Genomic DNA, 23,103 nt, shown 5'->3' with positions numbered 1-23,103 from the left:
CTATATTGCTATCTAGATGTATTCCATACAAATTGACATCTACTATTCTTCCTTGTTGTCTTTAACATGCAGTCTACCTTTAAAGTTTCCATAGTTGGAAAGGCAAATGTTGGTAAATCAACGTTATTCAATAAGATGGCCAAGGAAAGATGTTCAATTACCATGGACAGAAAAGGAGTCACTCGTGATGTGGTTATAAGAAGAATTTTACTAAACGACAGAAAATCATTTTTTCTACTTGATACTGCCGGCTTCAATCCGCAACATCCAGAAACGATTGAAAGGACTGAGTACGCAATCAAAGAAAGCGATATGGTTCTTTTTGTGATTGATGACAAAATCGATTCCGAGGACATGCTTTTTGCCAGTTGGATTAGAAGGAATGCTGGAAACAGTAAAATACTTCTGGTTTGCAATAAAAGTGACCGTAAAGATAGAGATGATTGCTCACTTTTTGGGTTTCGAGATATTTTTCCAATATCTGCTGAGCATTCGTTAGGTCTCAGGGAACTCATTTCTTATATCGAGTCATTTGTACCGGAGCGATTAGATATTCCGAAAAATGATTATGAACAACAAAGAAGAATTAGAGTTGCTATTTTAGGTCAGCCAAATGTTGGCAAGTCTAGTTTAATGAATAAGTTTATAGGTAAAGATCGTGTCCTTGTGCTACCAATAGCAGGTACTACAAGGGATCCAATAAGTGATGAGTTTCAATGGAAATGTACAACCTTCGAGCTTGTTGACACTGCTGGTTTGAGAAAAAAACAAAGAGTCACTGATGGATTAGAAAAAATATGCAATTCAAGTGCGCTACGCACTTCAGCGGAGAGTGATGTGGTGCTTTTCATGTGTGATATATCCAATTTCACGCTGGAGCGACAGGATTTTCTTCTTATGAATAGGATCCTAGAACAAGGTAAACCGATAATACTTGTTGGAAACAAGAAAGATGCAGTCAATGCGACCGAACTTGAAAGCGTCAAGGAGTTTATTAGTCTGCAAGCGCAAAAATTAATTGCTTCGCAGATACCGATATTTTTTATTTCCTGTCTGCATGAGAGTGACTTTTCCTTTATACTGGACGAATGCGTGAGGCTATATGACGACTCAAAACGAAACATTCCGACACATCGATTGAATACGTGGCTCCAAGAAGTTGTACGTCGTCATCCGCATCCAATGGTGAACTCGAAGCCAGTAAAGCTTAAGTATATAAAAAAACTCCTACATAAATTTGTTTTTGTGCTAAGTGCAAATCATCCTGAACTCGTTGCCGAATCATATTTAAATTACATAAGGAACTCTCTTATTAGAAATTTTCGGATTTATGGTATTCCAGTAACCCTTATTTTGAAAAAGAACGATAACCCATACGTAGGAAGTGGATCTTCTAAACCAAAAAACACACAATCAATCGCCAAAAGAGGATCGACGTCTCATTCCAATAAATCCAATCGCTTTAGGAGTAGCGTAGGAAAGTTTTCATAAGTATGTGTATATAAGTAGCATCGGGTGATTAATAGGGCACTAAACTGGTCCAAATTTTCTTAGAGGCCAAACATAGAGCGAATCTTGCTAAAGAATTTCTCAGATTTTGGACTACATCCGAGTGATTCTTTCTCGAATTCTTCCAGTATTTCTCTCTGTTTTTTCGTCAGTTTTACCGGTGTCTCTACAGTGAGTCGAACATACATATCACCCCTGTATTCAGAATTAAGAAGATACATACCTTTCCCTTTGAGTTTAAGTTTATCACCCGTTTGGGATCCCTCTGGAAGTTTGATCTTGAACTTTTTACCTTCTATTGACGGAACTTCTAGTTCTCCGCCTAATGCTGCAAGAGACATTCTTATTGGAACTTCGCAATAAAGATCATTATTTTTACGTGTAAAAAATTCGTCTTGTTTAATATGGACAATCATATACAAGTCACCCGGTTTGCCTCCTCTAGAGCCTGCTTCTCCTTGACCTCTAAGTAATACTTTTGCACTGTCACTTATTCCACGTGGTATTTTTGCACAAGTGGTCACATTTTTCCTAATGCGTCCTGTGCCTCCACATTTTTTGCACGGATTTTCAATAATCATCCCAATGCCGTTACAGGTGTTGCAGCTTCTTTCTACCGTAAAAAAGCCCTGCTGTGACCTGATTGAGCCCGCACCATTACACGTGCTGCACTGTACAGGTTTAATTTTTCCTTCACATCCCGTGTTGCCACACTGCTCACATTCCGCCAGTTTTGTGTAGGAGATTGTTACTTCCTTACCTTCAAACGCTTCCCTTAGAGTGATTGAGACATCATATCGCAAATCTGAGCCATCTTCCTTGATGACTTCATTGAAGTCGGCCTTTGTTCTCCGTGCTCTTCCTCCTCCGAAGAGATCATTGAAAATATCTGAGAAATCCATACCAGAGAAGTCTGCGGAGAAACCTCCTGCTCCTCCAAAACCGCCTCCATTGAACGCCGAGTGTCCATATTGATCATAGGATGCCTTTTTCTCCGGATTACTTAAGATACTGTATGCTTCACCAATTTCTTTGAACTTTTCTGCCGCCTCCTTGTCACCTTTATTACGATCTGGGTGGTACTGAAGTGCAAGCTTTTTGTAAGCCTTCCTTATTTCCTCGGTGGAAGCATTTCTACTAACGCCGAGTGTTTCATAGTAATCTTTTTTCTTTTCTGGCATTCTAAGAAGACCTATTAGTGTAAACAACAACCCTACAATAGGTAAGGATAGTAATGAGAAAAAACAAGATGAAAAGCAAAAGGGAGCTCATGAGTTTTGCATTGTATTTCCAAAAAATGTTAAAGCGAAAAATGCAGCAGCATCCCCATCCTAATCCATACGGTTGTGCAAACTGTACGTAACCATGACCTTACTTTTCAAATCGCGCTTTATTTACCTGTTTCTGATAAAATGTTAGGATCTCGTTCAGATTCATCACTTTTTATAGCATGGCACAGTTTAGGCTACCCGAGAACTCACGTGTTGTTGAGGGAAGAGTTCATCATTCTCCCTCTGCTGATGCAAGAAAATTAGTCATATACAGGTTTTCTCCTGGTGATGATAACCCAAGGAGAGATACATATTACGTAGACCCGAAGGACTGCTCCCCTATGGTCTTAGATGCTCTTATAAAAGTGAAAGATGAAGTGGATCCTACGTTAACCTTCAGACGCTCTTGTAGAGAGGGGGTTTGTGGTTCATGTGCTATGAATATTGATGGGCGTAACACGCTTGCGTGCACAAAACGAATGGATGAGATCAGTGGTGAAATTCGAATTTATCCTCTTCCTCATATGAGGGTGTTAAAGGATTTAGTTACCGACCTTACTGTGTTTTTTCAGCATTATCATTCCATAAAGCCTTGGTTGCATTCCGAAAAGAGTAATGATGGGAGAGAACATCTTCAGACGCCTGAGGAAAGGAAAAAGCTGACTGGGTTACATGACTGCATTTTATGTGCATGCTGTTCAACAAGTTGTCCAAGTTTTTGGTGGAATGGTGATAAGTATCTTGGTCCTGCCGCTTTACTACAGGCTTATCGTTGGTTGGTTGATAATAGAGATTCAAAAAAGAAGGAGAGACTTGAGTTTTTAGCGGATTCATTTAAGTTGTATCGTTGTCACACGATCATGAATTGTGCACAGGCATGTCCTAAAGGCCTGAATCCAGCCAAGGCGATTGCAGAAATAAAGAAAATGATTGTGTTGGGATAATTTCCGGTAGCCTGTTTGCGTTGTATTACCGTCGTCTAGCTTTGTGGTGTCGATCGTATAGTGGCTGTCTCTGTTGTTCTTTGTTAAAAGACAGAAAACGTGACGGGTTAGGGTTTTTGTTTTTTTCCATATCATGAGGTTGTCCGGGGCAAGCTTGTGTCGTTCATGACATAATTTCTGTTTTTGAGATCGGTGTTTCCTAAGGACTATCCTTGTCCGTCACAGCAAGCTAGGCGTGTTTGACGTCAAACTCTGTAGCTATTAAAGGAGGGTTTACACTCCAAGCAGCGGCGGAAGAAAAGGGATTCGAACCCTTGTCAGATGGTTTACACCTGAACACGCTTTCCAAGCGTGCGCCTTCAACCACTCGGCCACCCTTCCGCGTAGATTGTATAATACCTTTGCACATTTTGCTATTCGTGCTGTAGGGATGGGCTAATTTTTTGCCTAATCCGCCTGCTTTTGCTTAAAGGTAATTGTGGTTCTCGTTCCTTTTCCAACTTGAGAGTATATCTCAAGAGAACCGTTGTTGAGATGAATGATATTTCTTGATAATAACAACCCTATTCCCAAACCATCTGCCTTCTTTGTGAGTGAATTTTCTAACTGTGGCACACCATTGACAACTTTCATACCGCTTCCTGAATCTTCAATTGTGATAGAAATACTTCCTTCCTCACAATTTTGACACGCCCTTATTGAAACGGTCGCACCATTTTCGCTAAATTTAATTGCATTGCTTAGGATATTAGTAATAGCCTTTTTGACCTGCTCACGGTCTAAAAAAACTTCTGGAAGATCTGCATCAATACTTTTACACAGAGAGATTTCTTTTGTTAATGCAAAGGTTTTACAATTTCTTACGGCTTCCGCTATTATTTGCTGAACACCCACATAATCCTTTTTTGGAATCATGAGCATGCTATTTGATTTTGTTATATCTATTATGTTATCAACGGTTCTGAGTAAGCTAGTTCCAAATTTATAGATTTCCTGTCCGTAGCATACGTACTTTTTATTTGTAATGTTTCCAAGACACTCGTCTTTTATCATCTCCGAAAATGCGATTATCACATTTAGAGGTGTGCGTAATTCATGCGTGATGCAAGAAATAAAATGACTTGAATTCGTTGCTATTTGATCCAAAATTGAAGGGTTCTTTGTGTCCTGCCTGGTTGAACCAAGCGGTTTGCTATCTACAAACACAAACTCGAGCCTTTTTAGAAAGATAAATATCCAGAGAACAATGCACAAAGGCAGCAGGATGCTAATAACCCTTGCAATGACACTACCAAATGTTACGTGACTAGCTCCGTATTGGCAAAAGTATAGCTCGTTATCTAAAGAAGAATAAATGCTTCTGCATTCTCTTATGCTCTTATCTTGAATAGTGTGAGCCGGTCGATATATCTCGTTATAGTTTTTGTCTACAATAGAGAAATTCTGTTTTCCTTCAAGTCCAATTAATACTTCTTTTAGTTTTTCCATAAGAGCCCCAGCAGGGAGATAATATACCATACGACGTACTTCACCATCTAATTGATCAAAATTTTCATGCTGAAGACACGAAGAGCCTTTCAAGGAAATATTCTCAATTGTAACTAACTCACCTGGCATGTCTTTAAAGAGTTCCGTCTGTATTGAACCAACCTCATAGTCAGTTACTTTACCGCTTTTACCAAGCTTGATGAATTCACCATATTGAAGAAGGGTGCTTAAGTACTTGCTATCTGAGCCGATAGGCGTTCCGCTTTCAACAAGGAAGCGAACGATAGAAATCTCGTTCTGTACCGCCGAATAGAAACTTTCTATTGTATTCTGTGCAACACTAAATATGACAGAGGATTCAATGGAACGGATTGTATTATAGTTTGTGATGGCGTCTTTATTGTGGTTCAAAGAAAAATAAAAACTGACTACTGCAAGAGCCGAAAGAAGGAATTTAACGTACCGAATGCATCTTTCAGGTTTAAGGTCATGTTTGTGAAAGATCATTTTGTATACACTGCATATGGTGCTTCCTATGCTTATAATAACCAAATGTAATGAAAAATATAGATAGTTTGCTAAATTATGTAGTTTAAAGACCCAGCAGAGTAAAAAAGATTCATGTGCTGATGTTGGTTTAATAATAATGTCATTGTTCCTAGTCAAATTGTGTCATACAATGTCTTGGGTTAAAGAGTTGTGAGCCGGTTTTAATGGACAGAGAAAGTGCGCTTAAAGGCGTTGTAGCTCAGATTGAAAAAATGTTTGGGAAGGGTTCTATAATGACTTTTAGTCAGGAGCCAGCTTCAGTGGAGTGCATTTCTACAGGTTCCATAGGATTGGATAGTGCTCTTGGTGGTGGTATACCAAAGGGGCGAATTATTGAAGTTTTTGGACCAGAAAGTTCAGGAAAGACGACGCTTACGCTTCACGTGATAGCTGAAGCTCAAAAAAACGGCGGGACATGTGCCTTTGTTGATGCTGAGCATGCTTTGGACCCCGTCTATGCAAAAAGGTTGGGTGTCAAAATTGAGGAGCTATTGATTTCGCAGCCGGATACTGGTGAGCAAGCTTTGGAGATAGTAGACAGCCTTATTAAATCTGGTGCAGTTGATGTTATAGTTGTCGATTCTGTTGCTGCTCTTACTCCAAAAGCAGAGATAGAAGGAGAAATGGGAGATCTACATGTTGGGCTTCAAGCTAGGTTGCTCAGTCAGGCACTGCGAAAAATCACAGCTTCCGTGTCCCGTAGTAACTGCATTGTGATCTTTATTAACCAGATCCGGATGAAGATCGGTGTCATGTTTGGTAGTCCCGAGACAACAACGGGGGGTAATGCACTGAAATTCTACTCATCTATTAGGATTGACATTCGTAAAATTGGTTCAATTAAGGACAAAGAGGATGTTGTAGGTAATCAGACACGGGTGAAGGTGGTCAAAAATAAAGTAGCACCTCCATTTAAACAAGCTGAATTTGATATTATTTATACCGAGGGTATTTCAAAGCTTGGTGAGATAATCGAGATTGGGGTGCGAAATAAGATAATAGAGAAGGCAGGTTCATATTATTCGTACGAAGACATTAAACTTGGTCAAGGTAAGGAGAATGTGAAGCAGTTCCTAAAAGAGAATAAGGATTTAGCGGCGGAATTAGAGAGAAAAGTGAGGGATTCTATGCTACTTATTGCAACGTAGCGTACACTGTGATTTATATTTTAGTTTTTTTTAGCGAACGTGAACAAGTACTATATCTATGAGGGTGATGTGCCCGCTGACTTCGCTGCATCTGGCGCAATTGCAATTGACACAGAGTCTATGGGACTCGTAAATCGAAGAGACAGACTGTGTCTTGTTCAATTGTCTACGGGTGATGGTACAGCTCATCTGGTGAGGTTTAATGGTACAGACTATTCTGCTCCGCGGCTCAAAGGTTTAATTACTGATCCTGCGGTAGTAAAAATTTTCCATTTTGCAAGGTTTGATATAGCGATTTTACGGCACTATCTTGGTGTTTTGACGAATAATTGTTACTGCACAAAGATAGCTTCCAGACTTGTTAGAACATATACAGATCATCATAGCCTCAAGGAGCTTTGCTCAGATCTACTGGGCGTGAAGCTTAACAAGGGTAAACAGAGTTCGGATTGGGGTTCAACTTCTTTAACGAGAGAACAAATGAGCTATGCTGCCTCTGATGTGCTGTATTTACATGCAATAAAAGAAGCTCTAGATGTGATGTTGAAGAGAGAAAAAAGGGTTGAGCTCGCACAAGCGTGCTTCCAGTTTTTACCCTATAGAGCAGAACTGGATTTACTTGGGTGGGAGAATCAGGATATATTCAGCCATAAAGTTTGAGGTTTATATGTTTTGTCATGACACGCTTGTTGGTGTTGATAATGCAGGAAATCGTTATTACAAGCGTGGTAACCGCAGGTTTGTTCGATATGCGGCAGGCATGTGTGATCCAAGCAGAGTTGCCGTTGAGTGGCATCTTTGGCTCCACCATGCTGTTGATTTTGTTCCGGATGGTTCATGCTCTACTGAAGTGTCACGGTGTCGTGAGTTAAATGAGGTTTCAGCAAGGAATGAAAGGGATACTTTGCCTTATATAGCATGGAAGCCGGAGTAGTGTCGCTTATAGTATGGATGTAAGGTTTTTTTCAGGGACGCTTGTTCTTTTGGTCTCAGCTCTTATTTTTGTTTTCCTGAGTAGTGACTTCTCTCTTCTAAAAAAGAATCCTTGTTATGAATTGAATGCCACGTTTGATAATGCAATGGGTCTTTCAATTGGTAGCGATGTTTTCCTTTCTGGTGTAAAGATTGGCAGGGTTACTAAAATTTCGATAGAGAATTCATTTAGGGTGCACGTAAGAATGTGTGTTAATGAAAAAGTCCGCCTACCAAGTGATAGTGTAGCAATAGTTTCAGCGGGAAACATTCTGTCTACGACAAAGCACATTAGTATAGACCCAGGCATCAGCGACGAGATACTCCCACCAGACGGAGCGTTTGAGACTACACGCTCCGCACTGGATGTGGAAAAAATCTTGAGATCGATAATAAGTCTAAAGCTTAAATCTTAGGTAGATCCTTATCTGTGCACGTGAGCAGCAACACTAATATTGTTGTTAGCTAGAATTTCAACCTCGGATGGCAGTCTTGTACTGTCTGGTTTCTTGTGAGCATGATCAAGTGTAGGTGGGTCTGCTGTTTCTCTCTGGTTGTATGATGGGTATACCCTGTACACTATGGGCAAAACTATGCTCAGAGCTAATGAAAGGACAAAAAGTGTAGATAAGAGTGCTACGTGACTCTTTGTCGTGGTTACAGTATCTGCCGTGTAAATACCAAGTGTTGCCAATGCTATAGGCAAAGCTGAGAATCCAGCAATCATCATTGTGCGCGCACCGTAGACTCTTTCAACTGGGACGTGGTTGTTCACATGATGTGCGTTGTCGGCTGTTTTAAAAAGCTTTGCTTCTTGAAAATATCTACCTATGATGGCGAATATTACGATAACAGCAAGAGATTGAAGTACTGCGCAAGTTACATAAGCAACAGTGTTATCATGATTTACTGAGCAACGAAGCACAAATGCTGCAAGTGGTAAAACCTGAATAGTACCGATCAAACTAAAAAGTTTTATATTATTCGAAATATCAGAGATCGAATTTGCAGAGTTGGATGTATTAACACAGGCTGTCCCAAATCGAGGGATGACACCATGCATATATCCGACCATTTCTTGGATATTATTGGAAAGAGGAAAATATTCTCTAAGTTTGTTTAATTTAAATTTGTCGGTGTACAGTTCATAAGCTTTCCAGCGAAAAATGGTAGGAGTTTTTCTCACGCTGAATAAAACACTCTCAACTTCTTGAGAAAGTGTAGTCAAATAGCTGAGCCTTTCGTCATTAACTAGTTGAGCGTCAGCCTCTAAAAGACAGAAAGCTCTAAGGTTCTTCAGCTGTCTAAGCATGTCCTCAAGTGGGCGGATAGTGCGTCTACAATCATTACTCTTAATAGCATCGCTCAACTCTATAAATGCACTGAATATACGACTTACGTAGAGCGAATTTCCATTGAACGATGCAAATACTGCACTTGCAGCAGCTGAAAGATTATCAGCTGTATCCTCCATGTGTATGAGCATATCCTCTACGTGTGGTACTGTATTACCCGCTCTTGACGCCAAAATTTGGATGCTTTGTAGCATTATGTTTGCATTTTCTGCAGCCTGAGCGACGTTCTTGTAGGTTGTTATGGATTCAGGAAAAGCTCCATTAAGGGCAACCCGTACGGTTGACGAGAGCGCCCTACTCCCAGTTTTGGTGACTCCATTTTTCATATTATGAAAAATAGTACTCAGGTAAGAGCGGGAGTCCTGACTTGGAACAGATTGGGCATCATCAAGCGGGACGATAATCTCAGGTTCTTCATCTGTGTCAATGCTCCCTTTATTAACGGAAGGAGTGAAACTTTTGTAAAGGTAGTTTCCTGTGCTAAATAAAGCACTTGAAGTACCTTGCATTAAGTACCCAAAGGCATAAGAAGAGGATTGCACGTAAGCCAGTACTTTATGCAGTGCAGCAGAAGCATTCTGCGTTGTGCCATAAAAAAGACTACTTAGATAAGAATGAGGCTCCTGACTTGGAACAAATTGGATATCATCAAGCGAGATGAGCAGATCAGGTTCTTCGTCTGTGTCAGTGCTCCCTTCATTAACGGAAGGAGCGAAACTGTTGTAAAGGTAGTTTCCTGCGCTAAATAAAGCACTTGAAGTACCTTGCATTAAGTACCCAAAGGCATAAGAAGAGGATTGCACGTAAGCCAGTACTTTATGCAGTGCAGCAGAAGCATTCTGCGTTGTGCCATAAAAAAGACTACTTAGATAAGAATGAGGCTCCTGACTTGGAACAGATTGGATATCATCAAGCGAGATGAGCAGATCAGGTTCTTCGTCTGTGTCAGTGCTCCCTTCATTAACGGAAGGAGCGAAACTGTTGTAAAGGTAGTTTCCTGCGCTAAATAAAGCACTTGAAGTACCTTGCATTAAGTACCCAAAGGCATAAGAAGAGGATTGCACGTAAGCCAGTACTTTATGCAGTGCAGCAGAAGCATTCTGCGTTGTGCCATAAAAAAGACTACTTAGATAAGAATGAGGCTCCTGACTTGGAACAGATTGAACATCATGAAGCGGGACGATCATCTCAGGTTCTTTGTCTGTGTCAGTGCTCCCTTCATTAACAAGAGTGTCATCAGGGGTACTTATATCTTCTTCATTTACAGGAGTGTTATCAGCGGTACTGACATCTTGTTGTGCATAAAGATCATCTAATAGTTCTTGCAAATTTGAGCTTATAAACAGTGACTCAATAGAGGAAGCATCTTGATTCTTCAATTTAGCAACTTCTAGAGAGTCAGGAACTGCTTTAGCAATTTCGCCGTATGGCTTTGTAGCTGACATTGAAAGCCGATTATTATTGAATGAATTAGGCACAAAAATTAACCATTTATCATATTATATGTTATATATAGCATACGTAGAAAAGTGAAAAAATAGCATTTCTCGCATTTTCTCCATCCTATTTAGAGTAATTTGTAATATACTTACCAGGACAGCTCTACAATTGGTATATTAACTATATATAACATAGATACAAGTTATATAGTATAAAAATTTTTAATATAGTATAAAAACGCGTGCCAAAGAAAGCTACGCTCAAATACCACCAAATGCTTTTTTATTTAGTGAGTTTTTGAATAATTAGGAGACTCGTGAGTGATCACGATATCGTGTGGATGTCCTTCGCTATTTGAAGCAGTGGTTATGTGAATGAAACTACAATGATTTCTCATTTCGTAGATATCCTTGCAGCCAGTATAGCCCATCGAGGATCTGACACCGCCGACAAGCTGATATACTGTCTCGCTGAGTGCCCCCTTAAGCGGTACTAGTCCTTCGACCCCTTCAGGTACAAGCTTCATTGAGGAATTCTGGAAATACCTATCTGAAGAGCCAGTACTCATAGCACCCACGGAGCCCATTCCTCTGTAACTCTTGTATGAACGCCCTTTATATAATACTACTTCTCCTGGAGATTCATCGGTCCCAGCAAATAAGGAGCCAATCATCACACAATCCGCTCCGGCTGCAAGCGCCTTAGCGATATCACCTGAATACCGTATACCGCCATCTGCAATGACTTTAACATCTGTTTTTTTACATACACTCGCGACGTTCAGAATGGCTGTAAACTGAGGGATCCCAATCCCTGTAACTACACGTGTTGTACATATCGATCCAGGACCGATACCAACCTTGACTCCATTCACGCCCATTTCAATCAAGTATTCTGCGGCTGCGGCAGTTGCAATGTTTCCAGCAATAAGCTGTATATTTCCAAAGTGGCTTCTTATTTGTTTTATTGCGTCCCCAACAATTTTTGTATGTGCATGGGCCGTATCTATCACAACGACATCCACATTTTCCTTTACTAATAAATCCACTCTTTCCAAGAAGCTGCCCGTCACACCAACCGCTGCACCCACTCTCAACCTACTCTTGGAATCCTTGCAAGCATTTGGATGGGCATTAGTATTAGCGATATCTTTGACTGTTATTAAGCCAACACACCTAAATTCCTCATCAACTACGATCAGTCTTTCTATTTTGTGTCTATGAAACAACAATCTAGCCTCATCATAGGTTATTCCTTCTTTTACTGTGATCAGATTTTTTGTTGTCATCAGCTCCGAGACTTTTCTGGAACCATCTTCAACAAAACGTACATCTCTATTTGTTAGTATTCCTATAAGCTTGTTTTTTTCATCAACAACAGGCAAACCAGAGTAGCCATGCTGCCTTTTAAGTGCTGAGATCTTTTCCAATCTATCATCTGGGGAAATTGTTACAGGATCAGAAACAATCCAGCTTTCATACTTCTTTACTTTACGAATTTCTAGAGCCTGAGCCTCCGGAGTCATATTTCGGTGGATTATTCCAATTCCCCCATGTTTCGCTAGGCATATTGCAAGACGAGCCTCCGTTACCATATCCATCGCAGATGAGACAATAGGCACACCAAGCCTTATCTCTTGCGTGAGATATGTCTCTGTACTTACATCCCGCGGCAGAACTTCTGAATATTTAGGGACAAGCAGTATGTCATCGAATGTGTATCCCTGTTCCATCACTAACTCCTAGCATTTTTATCAAAAAAATAAAAGCATAGTTACCTCACTTTTTTGGTATTATCTTACAGTTCAAATACATGATAGTTTCATGAATAGCGGTCCTAAAGCAATTTTGTTTCAAAAGTGTTTTTCTTGAATTGGATTTCTCTTCTCATTAACTTAGCTGAGTGGTTTTAGTGATTCCATCTGGTTAATTTAGTTTTTCATTATATTGCTAAGGAAATCAAACCCTCCGGAAAGATATATTTGTGCTAGTATCTTTAACTTTGTGTGTGTCTCTGCTATTGTTTCCTCTGGTGATTGAAGTTTTTTCACAATCACTTTCTCGGTTGAAGGTTTGCAATACATCATTGCATTGAATCTTACGTTTCTATTTTTTTCTAATATCACTCCCTGAAGAGGAAGTTGTGGTTTTGCAAGACTGCTTATCTCCTTAAAAGTTGGTATGGTACCAGTTTTGAATTCTACGATGTTTACTGTGCCATCTTTTAAGGATTCTATCCTATCAAATCTACAAAAAAGTTCTAATCCATCTGCAATGAAAATACTTAGCTCTTTTTCGTTCTCGAGCTTATCGATTTCTTCTAATCTTTCATTGTGAAAAGTAGCGAATTGTTCTAGGATTTTTAATCCCCGTGGTAGCCACAAATTTTTTACATATCGGTACCGCGTCGAATATATTTTGAGTTCGTCTTCTAGGATTCTTGTATATTCTTCTTTAGAAAAGTAAGTTTTATTTGCAGCCTGAAAGACTTTATGCATGATATAGCCAAATTCTTTATGGCCTGGCTTCACTAACATTGAGTTTGTCTCTTTGATTGCCAATATGTAGCGTAGATAAAATTTATAAGGATCATTCATGAGTAACTCTATCATAGTCGGAGAAAGCTTTTTAGGAAGCATTTCTATGGGTACGAAAAGTTTCTCTTTTGCAATTACTGCTACCGTTTCTTTTGGTTGAGTTAATTCTTTTTTTATCTCACAATTATCTGCGCATGAGTGACGAATTTGTAGAAATAGCCTTGAGAGCGGTTTCTCTTTGTTAAAAATAACAATACTCTTCTTCGTGCTAAGCGTGTGAAATATGTTTAACATAATTAGTGGATCTCTTATCTGAAAGTCCTCTTCAGTACAATCAAGGAGAACTATATTCCTATATGCTAGAAATGATGCTTCTTTTGGTGAGAAAACATTAACGATCCGTTTATTATCTGTGAGTGGGTAAAAATACTGTCTTTCCAGAAAAAATAACAATATTTGTCTATACTCATATATGTCAGTAAACCTTGGTGAATGTTTCTTTATAAATTCGAGGATTCTTTTTCCTTCAGAAGTAAGACGATTTGTAATTGCATCTGACCACTTGATGTGATACTCGGCAAAGTTTTTTGCATGGTGAAAGCCTTTGCTCCACCTCTTTATGTTTTCTAAGAAAAGGCGTGCTTCTTGAGTTATTTGCTTACTTTTTGTCGTTCTTATAGTGGAATCTTCTATACAATCAATGATATCGCTGTTTTCTTCATAGATATAAGGATGTTTCAACAGTGCAATAAAGCTGATATCACTTTCACCAAGTATTGCTGTATCTAAAAGTGTTAAGAGAAAAATTCCATCCGGATGGGCTGTATATTTTTCTTTAAATATGAGGTTGATATTTTCCTTGCTCAGTATTGCTCCAACCTTTTTAAGTAAGCAATAATTGGCCGTTACAAGTGCGACATCTGGGTAGAAATCTGTTAAATATGTTACAGCGGATTTTACCATATGGTGTTCATTACTCATTTCATAGAAGAGTAGATTGTACCTGACTTGAGGTTTTTGCTTACTCTCTTTTGTTCCAGGGAAAAAGTTTGGATCTGGATTAGTATTCAGTTGTGATATTGCTCTGTCTTTTCCTAGAGAGATGATTTCAAGATCCTTTTCTTTTTGGAATTTTAAGGTGTGATAGAGAAAATGTTCTGGTGCAGCCTTATAGGTTGGTTCTAAGCCATAAATAAAAATTGGACAATTATTTGCAACCGCTTTCTCGTAAATATACCTGGAGATTTCATCGGTGATATATATCCCTGCGACTATCACCTCTTTGTAATCCCGGAAAGTCAGATCTAGTGCGAGCTCTTGGAACTTCTTATATTCGTGATAATAGGTGAACTTTTTGTAGATTTCGTTGTGGATGAAATCATTATGTTCCACCTCACCTTGCTGAAAGTAAGTAAAAAGGAACATAGCCTCATCTATTGAACAGTGCTTCTCGTTTTTCATAAGACTGTACAGTGTTAGCACTGCTTTTTTGCTAAAATTCAGATATTCAAAATAGCTATTTTTAATTGCAAAGTCTCGAAAAATGGTATCGAGACTGACTATTTTAGGCAAAATAGACGGCTTGGAAAAAGATTTCTTTAGTGAATAGGAAAACGAATAATTTGGTGTCAAAACCAAGCAGTGCGAGTAATCACCTGGAGTATCCTCTCGTGAGCAGAGGTAACTAACTATTGCATCATAGATGCTACTCTTGATATGCAGGTTGTAAAGCATCAAGAGGCGTTCTTATGCTAACAAAATTTAGCTTCGGTGTATTACGCATCTCAATAGACTTTCCTAATTTTGCCCTTATACCATTTTCGATATAACATGATTCCGGAGCCCCACTAAATAGTTGAAGCGATACCATCGCAAATCTAGAATTGTTTGTTATTTCCACACCCGATACTGCAGCAACCGGACCAAAGGTTTTATTGATAATTTCGGTTATTTTTCTTCTAAGTAAAGATTCAACACGCAATTTTTTGATTGGGTTCATATAGGCTCCTATTCCTCATTCGAAAGCAATCCAAATGACTCTAAGACATCACCAACTTTAATCTCGCTATAGCCATTAAGCAAGATCCCGCATTCGTAACCAGATTTTACTTCTTTTACTTCTTCTCTGAAGCGCTTTAGTGATTTTATCGAAAGATCTTTTATATTTTCTCCGTTTCTCACAAGTCTTATAGAAGCAGATTTTTTTATTACCCCAGACTTTACTTGGCATCCTGCAACATTAGATTTATCTGAAAGCGTAAAGACTTCTTTGATTACTGCAGAACCTAAGATAACCTCTCGGGTTTTTGGTGAAACGAGTAGTTCGATCATTTCCTGAACTTTCTTTATCACGTCATATATGATCGATTGAAAAATAATCTTTGGGTAATCCTTTACAGTTTTTTCTGTCTTAACCCTGAATCCTATAATGTATGCACCAGAAACTTGTGCAAGCAACACGTCAGAGTCACTTATATCACCGATAGCAGTGTGTATGATGGCAACATCGACCTCTGGATGAGAAAGCCCACTTATTGACTGCACAAGTGCTTCCGCAGAACCGTTGACATCGGCCTTGATTATGAAATTCAGCTTGTGCTTATCGCTTTCAAATGAATCCCGCAAAGGCCTTTTATAGAGATCTTGTTTTATATGCTCATGGCTATTAACAACCATTTTTGCTTCTTTTTCGCTATTAACAACAAAAAATGATGTGCCGGGCTCTGGGGCTTCACTCAAACCCATCACCTCAACCGGAGTTCCTGCGACTGCAATTCCAACAACTTCCCCTGAAGAGGTCATCATGCTTCTTATTTTCCCATAAAAAGACCCCAGGACCGCTATCTGTCCTGTCTTCAGCTCACCCTCTTTTACTATCAGAGTAGAGAAAGCGCCGCGCTTTCTATCAACCCTAGATTCAATAATTACACCTTCTGCATGCTGTTTAGGATCATATTTTAAGTCAAGAAATTCGGCTTGAATTAAGATCAATTCTTTCAATTTATCCAGATTGATATGATTTTTTGCAGAGATGTTGACACTCATAACATCCCCATGCATTTCTTCGACTATCACTCCATGCTGTGCAAGCTCAGTTAAAACTTTCGGAATGTTTGCAGCTTCTTTATCAATTTTATTTATCGCAACGATTATTGGCACTTCTGCTGCTTTTGCATGCTTAATTGCTTCAACAGTTTGCTCGTTTACACCATCATCCGCTGCGACCACAAGAACCACTATGTCGGTAACTTTTGCACCTCTCATCCGCATCGAAGTGAAGGCAGCGTGCCCCGGTGTGTCTATAAAAGTAATACTTTTATCACCTACTTGAACCTGGTAAGCCCCTATATGTTGTGTTATACCACCACTTTCGGTTGCTGTGAGGCTTGTATTTCTGAGTGCATCGAGCAAGGTTGTCTTCCCATGGTCGATATGTCCCATGACAGTTACTACTGGAATTCTTGGCTTCAGATCAGATTCATTAGTATTTCTTCTTGTTGCAGCAAGGATCTCAGCTGTAGAGGGTTTGTACCTTATTTCATGACCAAGCTCGAGCGCCAATAACTCAACAGTTTCCTGCTTAAGATAATCATCTTCTCCGGAACTCTCACCCATTTTCTTGAGGATCATCCTCATCCTTACCATGGGTTCAGAGAGTAAGACAGAAAGCTCTCGTAGTGTTATTAAACGTTTATCTATCGTTATGAGTTGCCCAAGCTTCGGATTCACGTTTGTTCGTGAAGCATAGGAACCCTTAGATGTCCTTTTTCTGTGGCTTGGCTGCCTGGAAAGAGTCTTCTCAATACGCTCCTTCCCATCAATGTTCTGCAAGTCTATTTCTGGCGCTAATGGATCCTTCCGCTTTTTCATCTGTTGGTTCTTCCATCCATCTTTGTGCTGTGAAGCCTTATGTCCCTTTTTATCCTTTTTCAAAGAAGAGCTATTATTATTTTCTGGCCCATCTAATTGTAAAACCGATAGAGGACCTTCCTGTGCATTTTGCTGTATCTGTGCTTTTGGTGAACGCGGATCACTAATTCGGGTCGAAGATACTTTTGCCTCATCTGGTAAAATTGGATTAGCTTCTGTAGATGTCTCTACTACCTCTTTCTCTTTCGCGGAATTTTCTTGTGCAGCCAGCTCTATATTCGCTTTCCGATATCTGTGAAGCGCATCCAACCTATTTCGCTCCTCTTGCCTGGTCAGATGACTTGTGCGATTCTCACTGCCTCCCGAAGATGGAGGACCGCCACTGGTAGCAGATTTGTTTATAAACTCCCTCAGCGCCCTGCGTGACAACTCTTCCTTTCCGTTTTTTAAATTCAAGCTGAGCCTTTTTTTAGTATCCATACGTCTGCCCTACAACCACCCCAGAATTTCCCTTGATCTGATGATAAGCTGTTCTAGCAACGGCACAGCAAATCTATTATCTCCGATAACCTCTTTTAATTCATCAGAAGACAACTCGGCAACCTTTTCAAGATCTGTCAGTCCAGATGAGAAAAGCAGTTCAAGCAATTCCGTGTCAAAGCCTGAAAGGGCAAGCATATCCGGATTTGCTTTATACTTTTCTAACAATGCTTGGACTCTTTTAGGTTGTTCATTTACATATTCAACTGCCCTGCTCCTTATCTCTTCAGCGATATCCTCATCAAATCCCTCAATAAATGCTAGTCTTGATGTATTGCAGTCAGCAATTTCTTCAACCGTTGAAAATCCCTCAGTAACCAATAGCTGAGCTATTACTTCTTCGACATTTAAAGCTTCTACAAAGCGCGCCGTTCCCGAGATGAACTCTTCCATTTTCTTTTTGGAAACTTCAGCTTCACTGAGTACCTCTACACGATATCCAAGAAGAGAAGATAATAAGTATATATTCTGTCCACCGCGCCCTATGACAAGGCTGACACTTTCATCAGGAACAACTAATCCTACTTTCTTCGCTTCTTCATTTACAGTGATTTTAACCGGTCTAATTGGTTTAAGAGCATTAGCCAGAAAGGTGGCAGTGTCATTCGAATATTCAACTACATCTATCTTTTCTCCATGCAACTCGTTCACCACGGCGTTTATCCTGCTTCCACCCATACCAATACACGCTCCAACTGGATCTATGTTTCTATCTGACGAAAAAACAGCAACCTTGCTTCTAGAACCAGCATCTCTGGCAACTTTTTTTATTTCCACTACACGATCATATATTTCTGGTACTTGCTGGGCAAAAAGCTGAGCAACAAAACTGCCGCTGGACCTAGAGAGTAGAATTTGAGGTCTGACGACTGAATATTCAACTTTTTGTATCACACATTTAACTCTTTCACCGGGCCTAAAACTCTCGCCCTTCACTAATGACGAATAAGGTAAGAGGCCTTCCACTCCTGCGATATCGACGATGATGCTCCTACTACCAGCCTTAAAGTCGATAGATTTTTTCACAATGCCGGTAACAATCTCTCCAACTCTGCCTTTGTAGCAGTGGTATTGCTTTTCCCTTACTAAGGATGTAATGAGGCGCTCAAGCTTTGCCTTCATGACCTTAGCAATTATGTATCCAGAAGAAAATGAAGGTAAACGTTCTGTGATTATATCACCAGCTTTATGTTCAACATCCGGGTATTTGAGCCTTGCAGTCGAGAGATCGATCACACCATCATAGTGAATCTTCTCTTGTACAGCAAATGATGAAGACGAATCAGTGGATTCTTCAGTAGCCATCTCCAGCTGCTCAAGCATATGAGCCTTATCAGAATCTTCGACTACAAGAAGTCGCTTTGATACAATTATCTCGCCATTTTTTTTGTCTATCTCAACAAAAATCTTATGGTCGCCATACTGCCTTTTTCCTATTTCATGTGCTAACTCGATTCCTATCGCGCGAAACAAAGTATCAGGATTGAGTCCTTCTTTTTCTGCAACAGAATTTATGGATTCCACAATTTGGAGATTACTGGGTCCATTACCGAAAAAAGACATAACTGACTAAAATTTGCCTAATGTATTCAAACGAAAGACTGATACCAGGATAGAAGCTCTTACACCCTGAGTAAGACATGGTACGCTTAAACACTTTAAAAGGCAATATGAACTGCCGTAGCGGTTTACAGTATCACTTGAATTGGCAATTCTTATTGCGCACATGATCCCTTGAATTTTATGGATCAATTTGAGACAATGACACTCCTCTTTTCTTCCCTTATTTGAGGTGTGATATGTCTCTCCTAGAGCCCCGTCTCTCGTACAAACCGTTTCAGTACGATTGGGCGTACCGAGCTTGGGAAATACAACAGCAGATTCATTGGTTGCCAGAAGAGATTCCTATGGCTGATGATGTGCAGGATTGGCATCATAAGATATGTAGTACGGAAAAAAATTTACTAACTCAGATTTTTCGTTTTTTTACTCAAGCAGATGTTGAAGTTCATGACTGTTATATGAGGCATTATGCTGGTGTTTTTAAGCCGCCGGAAATCTGTATGATGCTTACTGCCTTTGCAAATATGGAAACCATACATATAGCTGCTTATGCGCACTTACTGGATACGGTTGGTATGCCAGAAACAGAATATCTTGCCTTCACAAAGTACAGACAAATGAAGGAAAAATGTGAGTATCTGAAGGCTTTCAAGATGGACACTCCAACTGAAATAGCAAAGACGCTTGCTGTATATGGCGCATTTACTGAGGGACTTCAATTATTTGCATCGTTTGCGATTCTGTTAAACTTTCCACGCTTCAATAAGATGAAGGGTATGGGTCAAATTATTGCCTATTCTGTTCGTGATGAAACACTGCATTCTAACTCAATTACTAAACTTTTTCGTACCTTTCTGCTTGAGAATGATATCGACAAGTTAAAATTAGAGGCAGAGATAAGAGAGATATGCGATGCTATGGTTCATCATGAAGATGCATTCATAGATCTTGCTTTTGAGATGGGGGACGTAGAAGGTTTAAAGGCATCTGAAGTAAAGGAGTACATCAGATACATTGCAAATCTACGGCTGAAGCAGTTAGGTTTTTCGGAGATATACGAGCAAAAAGTTAATCCTTTACTCTGGTTAGAGGCAGTGTTGAATACGGTCGAGCACACCAACTTTTTTGAAAATAAAGCTACTGAATACTCTAAAGCTGCAACAAAGGGTACTTGGGATGAGGCGTTCAATTTTAGTGATGCATAAAGGTTTCATGTTGCCGATACTTTCTCTGATTGCATTTTGGCTGATTCTTTCAGGTCAAAAGTCGATGTTTCTTTTTGTTTTTGGATTGTCTGCTGCAGCGCTTTCTTATGTTTCTTATTTGTTTTTCTTGCGATCTTCATTTGATTTTTCCGTTGTTTTTTCTTTTCGCTTCTTGAGATATGTGTTGTGGCTCATAGCACAGATCTTTTTGTCATCCTTCTCACTTTTAAAGCTTGTTTACTCCAGTCATATACCGCATCTTAATTGCAGTAGACAATTCGTTACTGAGGAGGAGTTATTCGAGAATGATGTAATTAACGTCATTTTTGGACTTTCTGTTACGCTTACTCCAGGCACAGTGACGGTTATGATGGATAATCAGCGTATTTGTTTTCATTGTTTCAGCAAAGAATTTACTTCTGGGATATCTGAGATGAAGAAGCGTATTTCCGATTCTCTTCTCAGATGATTACCCGTTTTGCACCAAGTCCAACTGGACTCATTCATTTAGGAAATGCAAGAACAGCACTAATTGCATACTTTACAGCTCGATCTTCTGGAGGCGAATTTATTTTGAGAATCGATGATACGGATGTCACAAGAATCAAGAGTGAATACGTAGACAAGATTTTTACAGACTTGTTATGGCTTGGGATTGAGGAAGATCTCTGTATCAAACAATCTGAGCGATGTGAGCTTTATGCAAATGCAGTAGTTAAGCTAAAAGAAAGTGGAAGGATTTATGCCTGTTATGAGACACCTGAAGAGCTTGAGATAGAACGTAGAGCACTTTTAGCTCGCGGTCTTCCACCCGTATACAGAAAAAAAACTGAACCTAAGCATTCAATCCGGCCTCCATACTATCGTTTTGAACTCAATCCTGATCAGGTGGTTACGTGGGAGGATAAGCTTCGAGGAAAAATAGTAATAGATTTACATAGCACGAGTGATCCAATTGTTATAAGGGAAAATGGTACTTACACATATATGTTGCCTTCGGTTGTTGACGATATTGAGTGCAGAATTAGTACTATTATTCGTGGTGAGGATCATATCTCTAACACTGCTGTGCAGATACAGATTTTTGAAGCACTGGGGTGCACTGAAATTCCAAGTTTTGCTCATATGCCACTGCTGAAAATGCGTACTGGGAAGATGTCTAAAAGAGCTGGCGGTAACGAAATACAAGCATTTAGAGAAAATCACATAGAGCCTGAAGTGGTATGCCTATACTTGTTAAATCTGGGCGCCAAGTCTCAAGCTACTTTTGAGAATTTTAAGAATTATAGCAATTTTAATTTGGAAAATTATTCTTCGTCTTCATCCGTGACTGTTTTAGAAGATGAAGTCTATGCTCTTAATGCTGATTTTTTGCGTCTTTCTACCTATGAAGATCTTGCAAAACGTTTGGGAGGTGTATCAAAACCTTTCTGGGATGCTGTTAAAAATAACGTAAAATTTATTTCTGATGTAAATTATTGGTGGGAAATATGTACTACTGAGGCTAAAATTTACTCTGGTACCGAGTGCAATACACAACTTATCAGAGATGCTATATTGCTACTTCCTCAGGAAGAAGTCTCTCCCGAGACATATAGACGGTGGGTTGGTCTAATCGTGGAAAAGTGCGGATATAATAGGAAAGAGGTTCATATCAATCTGAGACTTGCATTAACTGGAAAAGGAGGTGGTCCAGAAATGGCAAATATTCTTCCGTTCATAGGTAGAAAGAGAATATTGATCAGACTGAACGATTTACTTAGCTGATGCTTGAGTTAATAATACTATCCATTTTATTGATCGTACTCTTTCGAAGCAGTAAGATAAAGCTTCGTGCGAAAAGTAAAGACTCTTTTACTGATTGCTTAGTCAAAAGTTGTGATAACTTTTATATCCGGGACTCTGCATCTGATACGGAAATTTTCAAGCTTGAACTAGATAAACAGCAATACTATTCACTGGCGGAATTTTTACAAAATTTTACGAATGGTGATGCGCTTCAGAAAGCGCTTGGAAAGCACGTAGAAAATGGAAAATTCTTTTTGAGAAGTAAAAAAAATGATGAGATTTCTATGATTGCTGTTCTCTGTAAAGTAGAAGGGGGTAAGAGCGCAATATTATTCTTAGATCTTTCTGTGAGTTTGCAAAGTGTTAGTAGGTTGGAAAAAGAAAACACATATCTCACCAAGAAGGTAGAGTGTACACAGCAGATGCTTGATTGCTCGCCCTTTTTATTATACTGGAAGAGCGCAGCTCATGAGGTTTACAATAAAGAATATTTGAACTGGAAGGAGTTCATTACTTTACCGAGTAAAAGTTGTGTTTTGGAAGTTGAAATGGATACTAAATCTCTGCTTATTGATGCCAGGATCAATAGCGACGTGATTGCGCTCTTTGGGCAGGATAATACAAGTCTTAGAACAAGTAGTGCCGTTGTTGAGCTCTATAACAAAAGGACAGAGATTATATTGAAAAATACGTCGGAAAAGATCGTGATACTTGATCATAATATGCGCAAGATAGCGTGTTCTAGGGCGTATCTGAAGGAAAAAATGCTCGATAAGGCAATCAATAAACAGAAGCCCGAGCTTAAGGATGTAGTTACACCAAAAACAATAAGAATGGATCTAGATGACTGCTCAGTGAGTGTAGAGGTCATACCGTATATGAAAGAGACCATTCTTATATTTAGATAGGGCAGCTATAGAGTGTA

The 23,103-nt window shown here is 39.4% G+C and carries 18 protein-coding genes and 1 tRNA gene; 10 read left to right on the top strand and 9 right to left on the bottom strand.

Annotated elements, in window-relative coordinates; genetic code table 11:
* The first annotated feature begins 66 nt into the window (after positions 1-66).
* Complete coding sequence (der, locus tag GP480_RS02175; RefSeq protein WP_160095475.1) at positions 67-1,491, top strand: ribosome biogenesis GTPase Der; 1,425 nt, start codon at positions 67-69, stop codon at positions 1,489-1,491.
* Between the two features lie 59 nt (positions 1,492-1,550).
* Here the strand turns inward: der and dnaJ are convergent, their stop codons facing one another.
* Positions 1,551-2,690 carry a molecular chaperone DnaJ gene (dnaJ, locus tag GP480_RS02170; protein ID WP_160095473.1) on the bottom strand — a complete coding sequence of 380 codons (1,140 nt, stop codon included), beginning with the start codon at positions 2,688-2,690 and terminating at the stop codon, positions 1,551-1,553.
* 269 nt (positions 2,691-2,959) lie between these two features.
* Here dnaJ and GP480_RS02165 point away from each other — a divergent pair, with 269 nt between their 5' ends.
* Positions 2,960-3,724 (top strand): succinate dehydrogenase iron-sulfur subunit, encoded by a 765-nt coding sequence (locus GP480_RS02165; RefSeq protein ID WP_160095471.1) that lies wholly within the window; start codon positions 2,960-2,962, stop codon positions 3,722-3,724.
* A gap of 291 nt (positions 3,725-4,015) precedes the next feature.
* On the opposite strand, the gene GP480_RS02160 is transcribed toward GP480_RS02165, so the two are convergent.
* Positions 4,016-4,105, bottom strand: a tRNA-Ser gene (locus tag GP480_RS02160).
* 66 nt (positions 4,106-4,171) lie between these two features.
* Entirely contained in the window at positions 4,172-5,719 is a 1,548-nt protein-coding gene (locus GP480_RS02155; protein ID WP_160095469.1) for a sensor histidine kinase, read from the bottom strand.
* Positions 5,720-5,925: 206 nt separating this feature from the next.
* Between GP480_RS02155 and recA the strand changes: the two genes are divergently transcribed.
* Genes recA through GP480_RS02135 form a run of 4 tightly spaced genes read left to right on the top strand, consistent with a single transcriptional unit; the run spans position 5,926 to position 8,297 of the window.
* Positions 5,926-6,909: a recombinase RecA gene (gene recA, locus GP480_RS02150; protein ID WP_160095467.1), complete on the top strand. Its 984-nt coding sequence runs from the start codon at positions 5,926-5,928 to the stop codon at positions 6,907-6,909.
* Between the two features lie 54 nt (positions 6,910-6,963).
* Positions 6,964-7,569, top strand: a complete 606-nt coding sequence (locus GP480_RS02145; RefSeq protein ID WP_160096100.1) for a ribonuclease D — start codon at positions 6,964-6,966, stop codon at positions 7,567-7,569.
* A 7-nt stretch (positions 7,570-7,576) separates the two neighbouring features.
* Complete coding sequence (locus GP480_RS02140; RefSeq protein ID WP_160095465.1) at positions 7,577-7,843, top strand: NADH-ubiquinone oxidoreductase subunit NDUFA12 family protein; 267 nt, start codon at positions 7,577-7,579, stop codon at positions 7,841-7,843.
* A gap of 13 nt (positions 7,844-7,856) precedes the next feature.
* The gene (locus tag GP480_RS02135; protein ID WP_160095463.1) at positions 7,857-8,297 is read left to right on the top strand and encodes an MlaD family protein; all 441 of its coding nucleotides are present in this window, start codon (positions 7,857-7,859) and stop codon (positions 8,295-8,297) included.
* A gap of 8 nt (positions 8,298-8,305) precedes the next feature.
* Here GP480_RS02135 and GP480_RS02130 read toward each other — a convergent pair whose 3' ends face one another.
* The 6 genes from GP480_RS02130 to nusA form a co-directional block, all read right to left on the bottom strand.
* Positions 8,306-10,714, bottom strand: a complete 2,409-nt coding sequence (locus GP480_RS02130) for a hypothetical protein (RefSeq protein ID WP_160095461.1) — start codon at positions 10,712-10,714, stop codon at positions 8,306-8,308.
* A gap of 248 nt (positions 10,715-10,962) precedes the next feature.
* Positions 10,963-12,408 carry an IMP dehydrogenase gene (guaB, locus tag GP480_RS02125; protein ID WP_160095459.1) on the bottom strand — a complete coding sequence of 482 codons (1,446 nt, stop codon included), beginning with the start codon at positions 12,406-12,408 and terminating at the stop codon, positions 10,963-10,965.
* A 198-nt stretch (positions 12,409-12,606) separates the two neighbouring features.
* Positions 12,607-14,673, bottom strand: coding sequence for a RecB family exonuclease (locus tag GP480_RS02120; RefSeq protein WP_237111299.1), 2,067 nt, complete (start codon positions 14,671-14,673; stop codon positions 12,607-12,609).
* A gap of 244 nt (positions 14,674-14,917) precedes the next feature.
* Positions 14,918-15,211, bottom strand: a complete 294-nt coding sequence (locus GP480_RS02115; RefSeq protein WP_160095455.1) for a ribosome-binding factor A — start codon at positions 15,209-15,211, stop codon at positions 14,918-14,920.
* 8 nt (positions 15,212-15,219) lie between these two features.
* Positions 15,220-17,562, bottom strand: a complete 2,343-nt coding sequence (infB, locus tag GP480_RS02110; RefSeq protein ID WP_160095453.1) for a translation initiation factor IF-2 — start codon at positions 17,560-17,562, stop codon at positions 15,220-15,222.
* 9 nt (positions 17,563-17,571) lie between these two features.
* Complete coding sequence (gene nusA / locus GP480_RS02105) at positions 17,572-19,146, bottom strand: transcription termination factor NusA (RefSeq protein ID WP_237111298.1); 1,575 nt, start codon at positions 19,144-19,146, stop codon at positions 17,572-17,574.
* Between the two features lie 275 nt (positions 19,147-19,421).
* Between nusA and GP480_RS02100 the strand changes: the two genes are divergently transcribed.
* The 4 genes from GP480_RS02100 to GP480_RS02085 are packed head-to-tail and all read left to right on the top strand — an operon-like array spanning position 19,422 to position 23,086.
* Entirely contained in the window at positions 19,422-20,390 is a 969-nt protein-coding gene (locus GP480_RS02100) for a ribonucleotide-diphosphate reductase subunit beta (protein ID WP_160095449.1), read from the top strand.
* Positions 20,383-20,859, top strand: a complete 477-nt coding sequence (locus tag GP480_RS02095) for a Na+/H+ antiporter subunit E (protein WP_160095447.1) — start codon at positions 20,383-20,385, stop codon at positions 20,857-20,859. The genes GP480_RS02100 and GP480_RS02095 overlap by 8 nt, the downstream gene beginning before the upstream one ends.
* A complete protein-coding gene (locus GP480_RS02090) occupies positions 20,856-22,157 on the top strand; it encodes a glutamate--tRNA ligase (protein ID WP_160095445.1) in 1,302 nt (433 codons plus the stop codon). The genes GP480_RS02095 and GP480_RS02090 overlap by 4 nt, the downstream gene beginning before the upstream one ends.
* The gene (locus GP480_RS02085) at positions 22,157-23,086 is read left to right on the top strand and encodes a hypothetical protein (protein ID WP_160095443.1); all 930 of its coding nucleotides are present in this window, start codon (positions 22,157-22,159) and stop codon (positions 23,084-23,086) included. Before GP480_RS02090 ends, GP480_RS02085 begins: the two co-directional genes overlap by 1 nt.
* The last annotated feature ends 17 nt before the right edge of the window (positions 23,087-23,103 follow it).

This window comes from Neorickettsia findlayensis (genome assembly GCF_009856525.1).
In the GTDB taxonomy this organism is placed as follows: Bacteria; Pseudomonadota; Alphaproteobacteria; order Rickettsiales; family Anaplasmataceae; genus Neorickettsia; species Neorickettsia findlayensis.
The sequence above is the reverse complement of the archived record's forward strand: the minus strand, read 5'-3'. Positions and strand labels throughout refer to the sequence as shown.

What these genes read in the sequence shown, in the direction of transcription:
- der (WP_160095475.1), top strand. Translation starts at nt 67, where the DNA reads ATGCAGTCTACCTTTAAAGTTTCCATAGTTGGAAAGGCAAATGTTGGT.
- dnaJ (WP_160095473.1), bottom strand. Translation starts at nt 2,690, where the DNA reads ATGCCAGAAAAGAAAAAAGATTACTATGAAACACTCGGCGTTAGTAGA.
- GP480_RS02165 (WP_160095471.1), top strand. Translation starts at nt 2,960, where the DNA reads ATGGCACAGTTTAGGCTACCCGAGAACTCACGTGTTGTTGAGGGAAGA.
- GP480_RS02155 (WP_160095469.1), bottom strand. Translation starts at nt 5,719, where the DNA reads ATGATCTTTCACAAACATGACCTTAAACCTGAAAGATGCATTCGGTAC.
- recA (WP_160095467.1), top strand. Translation starts at nt 5,926, where the DNA reads ATGGACAGAGAAAGTGCGCTTAAAGGCGTTGTAGCTCAGATTGAAAAA.
- GP480_RS02140 (WP_160095465.1), top strand. Translation starts at nt 7,577, where the DNA reads ATGTTTTGTCATGACACGCTTGTTGGTGTTGATAATGCAGGAAATCGT.
- GP480_RS02135 (WP_160095463.1), top strand. Translation starts at nt 7,857, where the DNA reads ATGGATGTAAGGTTTTTTTCAGGGACGCTTGTTCTTTTGGTCTCAGCT.
- guaB (WP_160095459.1), bottom strand. Translation starts at nt 12,408, where the DNA reads ATGGAACAGGGATACACATTCGATGACATACTGCTTGTCCCTAAATAT.
- GP480_RS02120 (WP_237111299.1), bottom strand. Translation starts at nt 14,673, where the DNA reads ATGAAAAACGAGAAGCACTGTTCAATAGATGAGGCTATGTTCCTTTTT.
- GP480_RS02115 (WP_160095455.1), bottom strand. Translation starts at nt 15,211, where the DNA reads ATGAACCCAATCAAAAAATTGCGTGTTGAATCTTTACTTAGAAGAAAA.
- infB (WP_160095453.1), bottom strand. Translation starts at nt 17,562, where the DNA reads ATGGATACTAAAAAAAGGCTCAGCTTGAATTTAAAAAACGGAAAGGAA.
- GP480_RS02100 (WP_160095449.1), top strand. Translation starts at nt 19,422, where the DNA reads ATGTCTCTCCTAGAGCCCCGTCTCTCGTACAAACCGTTTCAGTACGAT.
- GP480_RS02095 (WP_160095447.1), top strand. Translation starts at nt 20,383, where the DNA reads ATGCATAAAGGTTTCATGTTGCCGATACTTTCTCTGATTGCATTTTGG.
- GP480_RS02090 (WP_160095445.1), top strand. Translation starts at nt 20,856, where the DNA reads ATGATTACCCGTTTTGCACCAAGTCCAACTGGACTCATTCATTTAGGA.
- GP480_RS02085 (WP_160095443.1), top strand. Translation starts at nt 22,157, where the DNA reads ATGCTTGAGTTAATAATACTATCCATTTTATTGATCGTACTCTTTCGA.